13 protein-coding genes are annotated in these 13644 nt (G+C 72.5%); 6 read left to right on the forward strand and 7 right to left on the reverse strand.

The genetic code is table 11. The features are described 5' to 3' along the window. The first annotated feature begins 136 nt into the window (after nt 1–136). The 3 genes from ABZK10_RS08765 (at nt 137) to ABZK10_RS08775 (ending at nt 1860) form a co-directional block, all read left to right on the forward strand. On the forward strand, nt 137–709 hold the full coding sequence (locus ABZK10_RS08765) for a cytochrome b (protein WP_353808803.1): 573 nt from the start codon (nt 137–139) through the stop codon (nt 707–709). A gap of 129 nt (nt 710–838) precedes the next feature. Then, nucleotides 839–1540 (forward strand): AzlC family ABC transporter permease, encoded by a 702-nt coding sequence (locus tag ABZK10_RS08770; protein WP_353808804.1) that lies wholly within the window; start codon nt 839–841, stop codon nt 1538–1540. Continuing rightward, nucleotides 1537–1860: an AzlD domain-containing protein gene (locus ABZK10_RS08775; protein ID WP_353808805.1), complete on the forward strand. Its 324-nt coding sequence runs from the start codon at nt 1537–1539 to the stop codon at nt 1858–1860. The genes ABZK10_RS08770 and ABZK10_RS08775 overlap by 4 nt, the downstream gene beginning before the upstream one ends. Nucleotides 1861–1920: 60 nt before the next feature. On the opposite strand, the gene ABZK10_RS08780 is transcribed toward ABZK10_RS08775, so the two are convergent. Beyond that, nucleotides 1921–3789: an AfsR/SARP family transcriptional regulator gene (locus tag ABZK10_RS08780; RefSeq protein WP_353808806.1), complete on the reverse strand. Its 1869-nt coding sequence runs from the start codon at nt 3787–3789 to the stop codon at nt 1921–1923. Between the two features lie 226 nt (nt 3790–4015). On the opposite strand from ABZK10_RS08780, the gene ABZK10_RS08785 reads away from it, so the two are divergent. The 3 genes from ABZK10_RS08785 to ABZK10_RS08795 are packed head-to-tail and all read left to right on the forward strand — an operon-like array spanning nt 4016 to nt 5639. Next, nucleotides 4016–4588 carry a flavin reductase family protein gene (locus ABZK10_RS08785; protein ID WP_353808807.1) on the forward strand — a complete coding sequence of 191 codons (573 nt, stop codon included), beginning with the start codon at nt 4016–4018 and terminating at the stop codon, nt 4586–4588. Next, complete coding sequence (locus tag ABZK10_RS08790) at nt 4588–5319, forward strand: AzlC family ABC transporter permease (RefSeq protein WP_353808808.1); 732 nt, start codon at nt 4588–4590, stop codon at nt 5317–5319. Before ABZK10_RS08785 ends, ABZK10_RS08790 begins: the two co-directional genes overlap by 1 nt. After that, nucleotides 5316–5639, forward strand: a complete 324-nt coding sequence (locus tag ABZK10_RS08795; protein ID WP_353808809.1) for an AzlD domain-containing protein — start codon at nt 5316–5318, stop codon at nt 5637–5639. The genes ABZK10_RS08790 and ABZK10_RS08795 overlap by 4 nt, the downstream gene beginning before the upstream one ends. Nucleotides 5640–5706: 67 nt before the next feature. Here ABZK10_RS08795 and ABZK10_RS08800 read toward each other — a convergent pair whose 3' ends face one another. From ABZK10_RS08800 to ABZK10_RS08825, 6 genes are all read right to left on the reverse strand, one after another. Then, nucleotides 5707–8007 (reverse strand): exo-beta-d-1,3/1,6-glucosidase, encoded by a 2301-nt coding sequence (locus tag ABZK10_RS08800; protein ID WP_353808810.1) that lies wholly within the window; start codon nt 8005–8007, stop codon nt 5707–5709. Further along, nucleotides 8004–9152 carry an ABC transporter permease gene (locus tag ABZK10_RS08805; RefSeq protein ID WP_353808811.1) on the reverse strand — a complete coding sequence of 383 codons (1149 nt, stop codon included), beginning with the start codon at nt 9150–9152 and terminating at the stop codon, nt 8004–8006. Before ABZK10_RS08805 ends, ABZK10_RS08800 begins: the two co-directional genes overlap by 4 nt. Nucleotides 9153–9155: 3 nt before the next feature. Continuing rightward, nucleotides 9156–10259, reverse strand: coding sequence for an ABC transporter permease (locus ABZK10_RS08810; RefSeq protein WP_353808812.1), 1104 nt, complete (start codon nt 10257–10259; stop codon nt 9156–9158). Further along, the gene (locus tag ABZK10_RS08815; protein ID WP_353808813.1) at nt 10256–11056 is read right to left on the reverse strand and encodes an ABC transporter ATP-binding protein; all 801 of its coding nucleotides are present in this window, start codon (nt 11054–11056) and stop codon (nt 10256–10258) included. Before ABZK10_RS08815 ends, ABZK10_RS08810 begins: the two co-directional genes overlap by 4 nt. Continuing rightward, entirely contained in the window at nt 11053–11877 is an 825-nt protein-coding gene (locus tag ABZK10_RS08820; protein ID WP_353808814.1) for an ABC transporter ATP-binding protein, read from the reverse strand. The genes ABZK10_RS08815 and ABZK10_RS08820 overlap by 4 nt, the downstream gene beginning before the upstream one ends. A gap of 78 nt (nt 11878–11955) precedes the next feature. Next, nucleotides 11956–13623, reverse strand: coding sequence for an ABC transporter substrate-binding protein (locus ABZK10_RS08825; protein WP_353808815.1), 1668 nt, complete (start codon nt 13621–13623; stop codon nt 11956–11958). Nucleotides 13624–13644: the final 21 nt, after the last annotated feature.

Below are 13644 nucleotides of genomic sequence, written 5' to 3' on the forward strand. Positions count from 1 at the left end.
GTATCCCACGCGAGAACGCAGGTTCTCGACGGGTCTCGGGACGGCGGGCGGCGAGACCCGTCAAAAGAGTGCGGAATGAGCCGCGAGAGCGCAGGTTCTTGACGGGTCTCGAGGGGAGGGCGTGGTGGGATGGGGCATGGCATCCGCGACGCGACGACTCGAGCGGGCGGCCCGGCACGGGCTCGTCGCGCGCACGCTGCACTGGCTGACGGTGCTCGCGCTCGTCGCGCAGTACGCGGTCGGGTACGCGATGGCGGGCGCCGAGGGGCTGCTCGAGCCGTGGGTCGAGGCGGCCTACGACGGCGACGAGGACCTGCTGCTCCCCGTGCATGTGGCGATCGGATGCAGCATCCTGACGCTCACCCTCATCAGGTACGCCTGGCGCCGCATCGTCACGCTGCCGCCGTGGCCCGAGACGCTCTCGGCCGCCGGGCGGCGCTTCGCGTCGTGGACCGAGCGCGCGCTCTACGCGCTGCTCATCGTCATGCCCTCGAGCGGACTCGCGCTCGTGCTGCTCTCGGGCGAGGACTTCGAGGTGAGCGACCGCGGGGAGTGGGAGGCGCCGCTCGACGTGATCGACGACGACCTGCTCGTCGGCGTGCACGTCGCGTCGCAGGTGCTGCTGCTCGTCGCGATCGCGCTGCACGTCGGCTTCGTGCTGAAGCACCAGCTCGTCGACCGCGACCGCTTGCTGCGGCGCATGCTCTGAGGCATCCGCCCCGCCGTCGGCTGGTGGCGGCCGGGGCGGCATGGGCCGAGCAGTGCGGATTGGCACTCCCACGCCGGCCGCCCACGGTGGGATGATGGCGCTTTCGAGCGCGATGGGGGAGGCCGGCCGGTGACCGAACTGCCCCGCGTGCGCCCCGTGCGCGACGGCGTGCGCGACGCGCTGACCGTCGTGATCGCCTACATCCCGTTCGGCCTGGCGCTCGGCGCGACGCTCGCGTCGCTGAACGTCGACCCGTTCGTGGCATGGACGTCGTCGCCGCTCATCGTCGCCGGCGCCTCGCAGCTCATCGCGGTGCAGCTGATGTCGGAGGGGGCGGGCCCGATCATCGTGGTCATCACGGCACTGATCGTGAACTCGCGGCACCTGCTCTACAGCGCGTCGCTCGCGCCGTACTGGCGCGAGTGGAAGCGCGGCACGCGCGCCGCCGGCGCCTACTTCCTCGCCGACCCGATGTACGCGCTCGCGATCGCCCGCTACGAGGGCCACCCGGCCGAGGACAGCACCGCGCGCCTGCGGTACTACATGGCGATGTCGCTCGCGACGTGGGTCGGCTGGCTCATCCTGACCGGCGCCGGCGTGCTGCTCGGCGCGGTGCTGCCCGAGTCGCTGCCGCTCGAGCTCGCCGCGCCGCTCACCTTCCTCCTGCTGCTCCTGCCCACCCTGAAGGCCCGCCCGGCCTACGTCTCGGCGGCGACGGCCGGCATCGTCGCGATCATCGCCGCACCGTTGCCGCTCGGCCTCGGCCTGATCGTCGCGGCGCTCGTGGGCATGTTCGCGGGGGCCTTCACCGAACGGATGCAGGCATCATGACCGAGTTCCTCACCCTGGTCGTCGTCGGCCTCGGCACCTACGCGATGCGCGCGGCGTTCCTCGTCGGCAAGGAGGCGAAGCCCCCGGCACTGCTCGAGCGGTACCTGCCCCATGTCGCGCCCGCGGTGCTGGCCGCGATCGCCGCGCCCGCGCTGGTCGCCCCGCGCGGCGAGATCTCGCTCGCCGAGACGTTGCCAGCCCTCATCGCGGCCGCCGTGACCTGGCTCGTCTGGTCGAAGACCCAGCAGATGGCGGTGGCCCTCATCGCGGGCCTCGGCCTCTGGTGGGCCATCCTCTTCGGCCTGTCGTTCGTGTCCTGAGCCGCGTCCTGGCGCAGTCCGCGCGCGGCGGGCTCGGGGACGGCCCAGCCGGCGCGCGGACTACGCGGCCGGCGTCGGGGCGGCCGGAGCCGGGAGAGCGCCGGATGCCTCGACGACCACGCCGACCGAGGCCGCGAGGCGGTGCAGGGCGGGGTTGTCGATCTCGGGGACGAGCAGGGCGGCGGCCTCGGCCGCACCGGAGGAGCCGAGCGCGACCTTGTGCAGGAGCGCACGGGCGAGCAGCTCGACCATGCCGCGCCGCCCGGCGAACGCCTCGAGCTGGTCGGCGAACCCCTGCGCGCTCGGCAGGCCGCGCGACACGGCGAAGCCGCACAGCGCGTCGAGCGCGTAGCCCTGCACCCAGTCGTGCGTGTCGGGGATGCGGCGCGGCGCACGCGGCGCGTCGGTGAGGAGCTCGAGCGCCGCGGCGTCGTCGCCGCGGGCGGCGGCGAGTCGTCCTCGGCTGCGCAGCGCGTAGCCCTCCCAGCACGGGTCGCCGATCTGGCAGGCGAGCGCGTAGGAGTGCTCGGCCGCGTCGGCCGCGCCGTCGAGGTCGCCCTCCTGCAGGTGCGCCTCGGCCAGCATCGCCCTCGGGCAGGGGAGGAACGAGGTCCAGCCGATCTCGCGCACCGTGTCGACGGCCAGCTCGAGCTCGGCGCGGGCGGCGGCCGGCTCCCCGCGCAGCAGGTGCATGCGGCCGAGCATCGTCGTCGCGTATGCCAGGGCCCGCATGTCCCCGCCGGCGCGGGCGTGCGCCTGCGCGTCCTCGAGGGTGGCGCGGGCACGTGGGTAGTCGCCCTGGTCGGTGCGGCCGATGCCGGCGTACACGCCGATCCAGGCGAGGATGCGCGCATCGCCGTCGGCGAGCTCGCGTGCGTCGGCGAACCAGGTCTCCATGCGCGGGTAGTGCGCGCGAAGCGTCTCGACGAGCCCGAGCTCGAGCGCGGCACGGGCGGCGACGGGCCGGGCGCCGCACTCGGTCGCCAGCGCGAACGCGCGATGCAGCACGGTCACGGCCTCCTCGTCGCTGCCGCGCACGCCGTGCACCAGCGCGAACCCGAGCGAGTAGAGCGCCCGGGCGGTGAGCTCGGGGTCGCCGTCGTCGGTGATGACCCGCCGCAGCGCCTCGATCGCGTGGTCGTACGCGCCGCCCCAGGACGCCCCGGTACCGAGGTCGATCGCCGCGAGCAGGTCGGATCGGCTGCTCCGGCCGACGGCGGCCGGGCGGGGGCGCAACGCCTGGAACAGCACCGGCGACGGCTCGTGCCCGAGCTCCTCGGCGAAGAGGTGCCGGCAGGCGTCGACGCGCGCCATAGCCGCCTCCTCGTCGCCCGCGGCGACCAGTGCGCGCACGAGCAGTTCGTGGGCGCGCTCCTCGAGCGGCGTGGCGGCCACGAGCCGCTCGGCCAGGGCGATCGCCCCGGTCGTGTCGCCCCGCGCGAGGCGGCTGTGCGCGCCCTCGTGCAGGATCGACGCGGTCGTGTCGGCGAGGCGGCGCCGCTCGTTCGCGAGCCACACCTCGAACGACGGGCCCGAACGCAGGGAGATGCCCTCGAGGAGCGCGCCGCCGAAGCTCGGCGACTCGACGGCCTCCGACCAGAGGCCGCCGAGCACGACGTCGAGGTCGACGACGGTGTCGCTCGCCGGCTTCCAGGTGAGCGGGTCGCCACCGACCTCCGCGGCCGTGCCGAGCACGCGGCGCAGCTCGGACAGGCTCCAGCGCAGCGCCGCCGCCGGGTCGTCGGCCCCGTCGAAGAGCAGCTCCATGAGCCGGGCGCGCGGCACCGGGCGGCCGGCGAGCACGAGGTAGGCCAGCACGGCCCAGCTCTTGCTGCCGCGCGGGCCGGGAGCGGGCGCGTCGTCGACGTGGATGCCCGGACGCCCGAGCAGCGTGATGCGCGTCGCCATCGCGTCCCCCTCCTGAGGCATCCTCGGGCAATCCTCCCACTCCTCGGCGGCACCGGGGCGCGTCCCGTGCGGATGCGCACGGAGCACCGCCGCACCCGCCCACGGGCGCCGTCACACGCCGGCTCGCGCCCGTCACACGATGCCGCGGGTCCGTCACACGCCGGCTCACACGGCACGGTCCGACTCTGGGTACGCGGCCAGATCCGCCGCATCCGCCCCCAGGGGCCCACCGAGAGGAAACGCACCGATGAGTGAACTCGACTTGGCGCTGTCGCCGCGGCATCCGCTCGCCTCCCCACCCGGGGCGGGCGCGACCGCGACCCGCGTCGACGACCTGGGGCTGCAGGCGGTCGTGCGCGCGCTGCTCGCCGAGCCCGCCCACCCGGTCGCGGTGCTCACCGGCCGCGACGACTCCGGCATCTCGTGGGGACTCACGGTGACGTCGTTCACCGTCGTGTCGCCGCGCCCGCCGCTCGTCGTCGTGAGCGTGCCCGCCGCGGCGCGCTCGTGGTCGCGCATCCGCCCGACCGGCGGCTTCGTGCTGAACCTGCTGGCCGACGACCAGCCCGAGGCCGCGGCGGCGTACGCGGGGCCCGGGGCCACGGTCGCGCGGGGCCACGGCGTGCGGTACACGATCGAGGGCATGCCCGTGCTGCCCGGCACGCTCGGCGCCCTGCGCTGCGCCACCACGACCGTGATCCGCGGCGGCGAGCACGACGTCGTGCTCGCCCGGGTCGAGGCGGGCCGGCACGACCGCACGGATGCCCCGCTGGCCGCGCACGCGCTCCACGCGGCGCCCGAACCGGTCGGGGTGCGCTGATGTCCGTCCGCTCGCTCCACCGCACCGCACCCGTGATCGCCCTGCCCCGCGTGCGGCCCGTGCGCGACGGCGTGCGCGACGCGCTGACCGTCGTGATCGCGTACATCCCGTTCGGCCTGGCGCTCGGTGCGACCCTCGTATCGCTCGACGTCGACCCGCTGGTCGCCTGGTCGTCGTCGCCCCTGCTCGTCGCCGGTGCCGCGCAGCTGGTGGCCGTGCAGCTCATGTCCGACGGCGCGGGCCCGGTGATCGTCGTGCTCACGGCCCTCGTCGTGAACTCGCGGCACCTGCTCTACAGTGCGTCGCTCGCGCCGTACTGGCGGGAGTGGAAGCGTGGCACCCGCGCCGCGGGCGCGTACTTCCTCGCCGACCCGATGTACGCGCTCGCGATCGCCCGCTACGAGGGGCACCCGGCGGAGGACGGCACCGTGCGGCTCCGCTACTACTTCGCCATGGCGCTGACCGCGTGGGCCGGCTGGATGACCCTCACGGGCGCCGGCGTGCTGCTCGGCGGCGTGCTGCCGGCGTCGCTGCCGCTCGAGCTCGCCGCGCCGCTCACCTTCCTCCTGCTCCTGCTGCCGACGCTGAAGCGTCGCCCGGCATACGTCGCCGCGGCGACGGCCGGCATCGTCGCGATCATCGCGGCGCCGCTGCCGCTCGGCCTCGGCCTGATCGTCGCGGCCGCCGTCGGCATGTTCGCGGGGGCCTTCACCGAACGGATGCAGTCATGACCGAGTTCCTCACCCTGGTCGTCGTCGGCCTCGGCACCTACGCGATGCGCGCGGCGTTCCTCGTCGGCCGCGAGGCGAAGCCCCCGGCCCTGCTCGAGCGGTACCTGCCCCACGTCGCGCCGGCCGTGCTCGCGGCGATCGCCGCGCCCGGGCTCGTCGCTCCCGCCGGCGCGATCTCGCTCACCGAGACCCTTCCCGCCCTCGTCGCCGCCGCGGCGACGTGGCTGGTCTGGGGGAAGACCCAGCAGATGGCCGTCGCCCTCATCGCGGGTCTCGGCCTCTGGTGGCTGATCCTGTTCGGCGTCTCGTTCGTCTCCTGACCCCGCCCGCCCCCCGAGACCCGCGGGCGGGCAGCAGCGCGGGCGAGCGGATGCCCCGGGGCGGCCGCTACCCGGCCGCGATGGTGAACGGGGCGGCCAGCAGCACGTCGTCTCGGGAGGACGGGCCGACGAGCAGCTCGAACGTGCCGGACTCGATGATGCGCGCACCGCGCGCGTCGACCAGGGTGCAGTCGGCGACGGGCACCTCGATCGACACGACCCGCGACTCGCCCGGCTCGAGCTCGACGACGCGGAACGCCTTCAGCTCCTTGTCGGCCCAGCTCACCGAGGTGACCTCGTCGCGCACGTACGCCTGCACGACCTCGCGCGCCGGCCGGCCGCCGGTGTTGGTCACCCGAACCGTCGCGTGCACGACGTCGTCGGGCCCGAACGGCCCGCCGAGCAGGTGCAGCTCCTCGTACGCGACCGTCGTGTAGGTCAGCCCCTCGCCGAACGCGTGCGCGGGGCGCTGCGTGAGGTCGGCGTACCGGTTGCCGTGCTGCCCGCGGATCTGGTTGTAGTACGTCGGCTGCTGCCCGGCGTGACGGGCGAACGAGATCGGCAGGCGCCCGCTCGGCTCGACGAGCCCGAGCAGCGTCTCGGCGATCGCGCGGCCGCCCTCCATGCCGGGGTTCGCGGCCCACACCAGCGCCGACGCGCGGTCGGCCGACGGCGGCAGCACGAGCGGCTTCGACGCGAGCAGCACGATCACGAACGGCGTTCCGGTCGCGGCGACGGCGTCGAGCAGGGCGACCTGGTCGCCCACGAGCTCGAGCGTCGCGGTCGAGCGGCCCTCGCCGACCAGCTCGATGCGGTCGCCGACGACCACGACGGCGACGTCGGCGCGATCGGCAGCCGCCGTGGCGTCCGCGATGAGCGCCGCATCCGGCTCGCAGGGCACGACGATCTGGGGTCGCGGCTGGCCGTCGGGGAAGAACGCGCCGTCGGGGTCGTCCTCGTGGGTGAGGATGCGGGCACCTTCGGCGTGCTCCACGGTCCAGTCGGCGGGCACGGTGTCGCGCAGCCCGTCGACCACGGTCGTGATCATGGCACGCGGATGCCCCTCTGGCAGCCAGTCGGCCTGGCCGGAGTTGCCCGCCCAGTCGCCGAGCTGCGTCTGCGCGTCGTCGGCGAGCGGGCCGATGACGGCGACCCGGCGCGGCGCGCCCTCGGGGAGCGCGCGGCCGGAGGCATCCGCCGCCCGACCGTCGAGCAGCGGCAGGAGCCCGTCGTTGCGCAGCAGCACGAGCGACCGTCGCGCGGTCTCGAGGTTGAGCGAGGCGTGCGCCGCGTTGCCGACCTCGGCCGCGATGCGTGCGGCGTCGGGCCGGCGCGGGTCCTCGAAGAGGCCGAACTCGAACTTCAGCAGCAGGATGCGCGAGACGGCGCGGTCGAGGTCCGACTCGGCGAGCATGCCCCGCTCGATCGCCTCGAGCGCCCCGCGGAAGAAACCGGGCGTCGTCATGATCATGTCGTTGCCGGCCTTCACCGCCGCGGCGGCCGCGTGCACGTAGTCGGGCTGCACGCGCTGCTCCCACACCATGCGACCGACGTTGTCCCAGTCGGTGATGAGGGTGCCGGTGTAGCCCCACTCGCCGCGCAGCACGTCGTTCAGCAGCCAGTCGTTGATCGTGATCGGCACGCCGTCGGTGGTCTGGTAGCCGAGCATGAAGGTGCGGCAGCCCTCCCTCGCCACGCGCTCGAACGGCGGCAGGAACCAGGAGCGGAGCTTGCGGGGGGAGAGGTCGGCCTCGGAGGCATCCCGCCCGCCCTGCGTCTCGGAGTACCCGGCGAAGTGCTTCGCCGTCGCGAGGATCGCGGTGTCGTCGCCGGGCCCATCGCCCTGGTAGCCGCGCACCATGGCCGAGGCGAGCTCGCCGATGAGGAACGGGTCCTCGCCGAAGGACTCGTTCACGCGGCCCCAGCGCAGGTCGCGGGCGATGCAGAGCACGGGCGAGAACGTCCAGTGCACGCCGGTCGGGGCGACCTCCTCGGCCGTGGCGCGCGCGACGCGCTCGAGCAGGTCGGCGTCCCACGACGCGGCCATGCCGAGCTGCGTCGGGTAGATCGTCGCGCCCTCGAAGAACGAGTGGCCGTGGATGCAGTCCTCGCCGACGAGCAGCGGGATGCGCAGGCGGGTCTGCGCGACGAGCTCGTGCGCGAGGGCGATGCGCTCGGGCGAGGCGTGCAGGATCGACCCGACGTGCTGGCGCAGCACCTGCTCCTCGACGTCGTCGCGGGCGTCGAGCTGGAGCATCTGCCCGACCTTCTCCTCCACACTCATGCGCGAGAGCAGATCGGCGATGCGGTCGGCGACCGGATGCCTCGGGTCGAGGTAGACGGGGGTGGCGATGTCGGCCGTGGTCACGTGGTGGCTCCGGTCTGGGTGGTGGTGGTCTCGGTGGTCGGGGTGGTCTCGGGGCGCGGGGTCGCGGCGGCCGCCGTGGTGGTGGACGCGTCGGCCGCCGCGGGCTCGGTGGTGGGGGCGCGCACGGCGGTCACGGTGTCGTTCACGCTGATGCCCTTCTTCTTCATCGCGCGGGCGCGCTCGCCGGCCGACCGCAGCCGGGGGTTCACGTATTCGTCGATGCCGAAGTTGATGAGCGACAGGGCGACGCCGATGGCGGCGATGCACAGGCCCGGGGGCAGGTACCACCACCACTGGTTCTGGCGGAACGCGCCCTGCGCGCTCGCCCAGTTGAGGATGGTGCCCCAGTTGTAGGTCGTCACCGGGATCACGCCGATGTACGACAGCGTCGTGAGCGCGAGGATCGCGGCGGTCACGGTGCCGACGAAGCTCGCGGCGATGAGGGCCATGAGGTTCGGCAGCATCTCGATGGTGATGATGCGGCGCAGTGGCTCGCCGTTGGCGCGTGCGGCCTGGATGAAGTCGCGGTTGCGCAGCGACATCGTCTGCGCGCGCAGCACGCGCGCGCCCCACGCCCAGCCGATGAGGCCGAGCACGCCCGCGATCACGATGAGCGGCGGGTCCTCGAACATCGACGCGACGATGATGATGAGCGGCAGGCCGGGGATCACGAGGAACACGTTGGTGAGCGCCGACAGGCTCTCGCTGCGCCAGCCGCGCACGTAGCCCGAGATCACGCCGACGACGATCGCGATGAGCGTCGCGATGATCGCGGCGAGGAAGCCGACGACGATCACGCCACGCGTGCCGTGGATGACCTGGCTCAGCACGTCCTCGCCGATGTGGGTCGTGCCGAGCCAGTGCTCGGCCGACGGCGGCTGGAAGCGTGCGGTGTTGTCGAGCGCGGTCGGCGAGTAGGGCGCCAGCACGTCGGCGAAGATCGCCACGAGCACGAAGAACCCGAGGATCGACAGGCCCGCGATCGACTTGCCGTTGCGGAACATGGCGAAGGCCGAGCCGAGCTTCGCGCGGAAGCTCGTGCGGTGGTGCGGGCCGGGGGCGGATGCCTCGGCCGTGCGGATCGTCGCGGTCGCCGGGATCCCGGCGGGGCGCTTCGTCGCTCGCTCGTTCACGATGGTGTCCATGGATCAGCCCTCCGTCTGGCGGGTGCGCGGGTCGAGGAATGCGTAGGCGACGTCGGCGAGCAGGTTCGCCAGCAGCACCGACAGGGTGATCACGAGGAAGACGCCCTGCATCAGCGCGTAGTCCTTCGCATTGGTGGCATCCAGCAGCAGCTTGCCGACGCCGGGGTAGCTGAAGACCATCTCCATCACGATCGTGCCGCCGACGATGAAGCCGATCGACAGCGCGAAGCTCTGGATCTGGGGGAGCACGGCGTTGCGGGCGGCGTACCGCCACAGCACGCGGTTGCTCGGCATGCCCTTCGCCTCGGCGACCATGACGTAGTCCTCGTCGAGCACGGTGAGCATCATGTTGCGCATGCCGAGCATCCAGCCGCCGAGCGAGGCGATGATGATCGTCGCCGCTGGCAGGGTGCCGTGGTGGATGACCTGGCCGATGAACTCGGGACTCCACTCGGGGCTCATGCCGACGCCATACGCCTTGCCGATCGGGAACCAGCCGAGGTTCACCGAGAACACGGCGATCGCGAGCAGGCCGAGCCAGAAGTAGGGGATGGTGCTGAGGAACGTGGTGATCGGCACGAGCGCGTCGAGCCGGCTGCCGCGCCGCCAGCCGACGATCGCGCCGCCGATGGTGCCGATCGCGAACGAGATGATCGTGGCGAAGCCGACCAGTCCGATGGTCCACGGCAGCGACTGGCTGATGACCTCGGTCACCGGGCGCAGGCCGTGCAGCAGCGAGACGCCGAGGTCGCCGCGCAGCAGCAGCGCCCAGTAGTCGAGGTACTGCTGCCAGAGGCTCTTGTCGGTGTCGAGGCCGAGCAGCGATCGCAGCGCGTCGGCCGCCTCGGGGGTGACGTTGCGGTTGCGCGAGAGGTACTGGGTGACCGCGTCGCCCTTCATCATGCGGGGCAGGAAGAAGTTGATCGTGATCGCGGCCCACAGGGTGAAGGCGTAGAACACGGCGCGGCCGCCGAGGAAGCGCCAGGGCACGCGCGACCGGCCCTTCGTCACGCGGTGCGCGGTGGTGCCGGCCTCGACGGCGTCGGGCGTGCCGGCCGGGGCATCCGTGTCGGCGCCGGTGGGCTGCGGGGGCTGGACGGCGGTCATCGTGCACCTCCCTGGGTGGTCGCGAAGAAGTGCTCGGGGTCGGGGGAGGCCGCGCGCAGCGCACGGGTGTACGGATGCTGCGGGCGGAGGATCACGTCGTCGGCGGGGCCGCGTTCGACGACCCTGCCCTGGTTCAGCACGAGGATCTCGTCGCTGAAGTGACGCGCGGTCGCCAGGTCGTGCGTGATGTAGAGCACGCCGAGGCCCTCCTCGCGCTGCAGGTCGGCGAGCAGGTTCAGCACGCCCAGGCGGATCGACACGTCGAGCATCGAGACGGGCTCGTCGGCGACGAGCAGCTTCGGGCGCGATGCGAGCGCACGGGCGATCGCGACGCGCTGCCGCTGGCCGCCCGACAGCTCGTGGGGGCGGCGGTCGATCACCGAGTCCGCATCGAGGCGCACGCGGTCGAGCAGGCGCCTGACCTCGGCATCCTCCTGCGCCTTCGGCACGACGTTGTCGAGTCGCAGGGGGCGCTGGATGTGGTACCGGATCGAGTGGTACGGGTTCAGCGACGCGAACGGGTCCTGGAAGACCATGCGCAGCTGCCCGCGGTAGGCGCGCAGCGCCTTCCCGCGACGGGGGATGGGGGCGCCGTCGAGCCGTACCTCGCCGCTCGTGGGGGTCTCGAGCTGGGTGAGGATCTTCGCGATCGTGGACTTGCCACTGCCGGACTGGCCGACGAGCGCGATGGTCTGGCCGGAGGCGAGCGTGAAGCTCACGTCGTCGAGGGCGGTGATGTGGCCCGCGCCGCGCACGGCGTAGACCTTGGTGACGGAGTCGAACTCGAGCAGCGTCATCGCAGCACCACCCCGCGCTCGCCGGTGAGCCGGGGGAACGACTCCAGCAGGGTCTTGGTGTAGTCGTCCTGCGGGTCGTTCCAGATGCGTTCGGCGGTGTCGAGCTCGACGATGCGGCCCTCGCGCATGATCGCGATGCGGTCGCTGATCTCGAGGAGCAGTGGGAGGTCGTGGGTGATGAACACGACCGAGAAGCCGAACTCGTGCCGGAGCGCCGAGATCTGCTTGAGGATCTCGCGCTGCACGAGCACGTCGAGCGCGGTGGTCGGCTCGTCCATGACCATGAGCTGCGGGCGCAGCGCGAGCGCCATGGCGATCATGACGCGCTGGCGCATGCCGCCCGAGAGCTCGTGCGGGAAGGAGCGGGAGCGCTGCGCGCCGACCTTGACGATCTCGAGCAGCTCGACGACGGCCGCGCGCCGCTCGCCCTTCGACATGCCGGGCCGGTGCACCTCGAACACGTCCTCGAGCTGCGAGCCGATGGTGGCGACCGGGTTCAGCGAGTTCATCGCGCCCTGGAACACCATCGAGACCTTGTCCCAGCGGAACCGGCGCATCTGGTCGGCGTCGAGAGCGTTGACGTCGATGTCCTCGCCCGATGCGTCGTGGAAGACGACCCGGCCGTTCGTGATGACGGCGGGGGCCTTGAGCAGGCGCTGCACCCCGTAGGCGAGCGTCGTCTTGCCGCATCCGCTCTCACCGGCGAGGCCGAGGATCTCGCCGCGCTGGAGTTCGAGGCTGACGTCGCACACCGCCGCGACGGGCGGGTCGACGTCGTACACGACCGAGAAGTCGCGCACGGACAGCAGGGTGTCGGTCATCGAAATCGGGTTCCTTTCGTGATGCCTGACAGGTGGGCGGGGCGGATGCAGGTGGCATCCGCCCCGCCCTCAGGGGGATCAGCCCGCGGGCTGGAGCTCCGTCAGGATCTGCACGATGCCCGGCTGCGTCGGGTCGGCCGAGGCGTACAGGTTGCCCTCCTCGGGCCAGCCGACGTAGTTGCGGGTGTTGTACTCGCCGAGCAGCGGGTGCGAGCCGAGGGGGATGGCCGGCACGTTCTCGACGAACGCGGTCTGCATGACCTCGAGCGCCGCCTGGCGGTCCTCATCGGAGGACGCGTTGGCGTAGGTGTTCAGCGCCTCGGTGACGGCGGGGTCGTCGAAGCGGCCGAAGTTGAACTGCGCGCGGTCGTCGACGATCCACTTGGTGTCCATCGTCGAGGTGTAGAGGCCGTAGGCGTTGCCCGTGTCCTCGAGCCAGTGGATGATCGCCTGGAAGGTGCCCTCCTGGCGAGCGGCGTCCCAGCCGCCCCAGTCGGGCTGGTCGACGTTGACCTCGATGCCGAGGGCGGTGTCGAGCTCCTCGGCGATGAGCGCCTGCTCGGTGTTCCAGTCGCTCCAGCCGGCCGGAACCGAGATGGAGAACGACACGGCGTCGCCGTCGGGGTCGATCAGTCGCTCGTCGTCCCAGCTGTAGCCGGCGTCCTCGAGGATGCCGCGCGCCGTGTCGACGTCGACCGAGTACTCCTCGCCGGCGTACTCGGGCAGGATCTCGGACTCGAGGAGGCCGCTCAGGCCCGTGACGCTCCAGATCGGGGTGCTCGCACCCTCGCGGGCGATGTCGACGTAGGCCTGGCGGTCGATCGTGTAGGCGAGCGCCTTGCGCAGGGCCGGGTCGTCGAACGGCTCGGTCTGCAGGTTCAGGAACAGCGTGCCGGCGCCCGCGGTGGGGGAGGCGAGGAAGTGGTTGTCCTCGTCGGCCGAGAGGTAGCTGTCCTCGATCTGCGGAATGAACGCCTGCGCCCAGTCGGCCTCGCCCGAGACGAGCGCGGTGGTGAGGGCCGCGTTGTCGCCGTAGGAGACGTAGTTGAGCGCCGGCACGGCCAGGTCGCCGCCCCAGTAGTCGGGGTTCGCGGTCAGGGTGACCGACTCGGTCGACCAGGTGTCGAGCACGTAGGGGCCGGTGCCGACCGCGACGCCCTCGTCGGTGAGGGGGTCGGTGTTCGGGTCGGCGATGTTCTCCCAGATGTGCTTGGGCACGATCGGGGTGTGCAGCACGCGCGACTGCGAGACGTACTTCGAGTCGGCGAACGTGAGGGTGATCGCGTCGCCGTCGACGGTCGCCCCCTCGTACTTGAGGCCCGAGGTGTCGGTGAGCGTGCCGTTCAGGTACATGTCGAAGGTGAAGACGATGTCGTCGCCGGTGAAGTCGGTGCCGTCGCTCCACTTCACGCCGGCGCGGGGCACGACGGTCAGCTCGGTGTAGTCCTCGTTCCACTCGACCGACTCGGCGAGCCAGGGGGTCGTGCCGAGGTCGCCGGTGGGGTTCACGAGCGCGAGGGGCTCGAAGATGACCTTGGCGTAGCCGTACTTCGAGGCCGACGAGTCGCCGAGGAACGGGTTGTGCGACTCGGTGCTGATGGTGCCGTCGGGCTTGGCGATGGTGAGGGCGGCGCCGCTGGCGGCGGGGGCGTCGCTGCCGGTGTCGCCGGCGGCGCAGCCGGTGAGCGCCAGTGCGGCGACCGCACCGATGGCGCCGAGGGTGCCGAGGGTGGAACTGAGCCTCATTGCTTCTCCTTCGTGGTGGCG

The organism is Agromyces sp. SYSU T00194, assembly GCF_040496035.1.
GTDB classification, from domain to species: domain Bacteria; phylum Actinomycetota; class Actinomycetes; order Actinomycetales; family Microbacteriaceae; genus Agromyces; species Agromyces chitinivorans.

Coding starts and splice junctions, on each gene's coding strand:
- ABZK10_RS08765 (WP_353808803.1), top strand. CDS start 137: ATGGCATCCGCGACGCGACGACTCGAGCGGGCGGCCCGGCACGGGCTC.
- ABZK10_RS08785 (WP_353808807.1), top strand. CDS start 4,016: ATGAGTGAACTCGACTTGGCGCTGTCGCCGCGGCATCCGCTCGCCTCC.
- ABZK10_RS08815 (WP_353808813.1), bottom strand. CDS start 11,056: ATGACGCTGCTCGAGTTCGACTCCGTCACCAAGGTCTACGCCGTGCGC.
- ABZK10_RS08805 (WP_353808811.1), bottom strand. CDS start 9,152: ATGGACACCATCGTGAACGAGCGAGCGACGAAGCGCCCCGCCGGGATC.
- ABZK10_RS08810 (WP_353808812.1), bottom strand. CDS start 10,259: ATGACCGCCGTCCAGCCCCCGCAGCCCACCGGCGCCGACACGGATGCC.
- ABZK10_RS08825 (WP_353808815.1), bottom strand. CDS start 13,623: ATGAGGCTCAGTTCCACCCTCGGCACCCTCGGCGCCATCGGTGCGGTC.
- ABZK10_RS08780 (WP_353808806.1), bottom strand. CDS start 3,789: ATGCCTCAGGAGGGGGACGCGATGGCGACGCGCATCACGCTGCTCGGG.
- ABZK10_RS08795 (WP_353808809.1), top strand. CDS start 5,316: ATGACCGAGTTCCTCACCCTGGTCGTCGTCGGCCTCGGCACCTACGCG.
- ABZK10_RS08820 (WP_353808814.1), bottom strand. CDS start 11,877: ATGACCGACACCCTGCTGTCCGTGCGCGACTTCTCGGTCGTGTACGAC.
- ABZK10_RS08775 (WP_353808805.1), top strand. CDS start 1,537: ATGACCGAGTTCCTCACCCTGGTCGTCGTCGGCCTCGGCACCTACGCG.
- ABZK10_RS08790 (WP_353808808.1), top strand. CDS start 4,588: ATGTCCGTCCGCTCGCTCCACCGCACCGCACCCGTGATCGCCCTGCCC.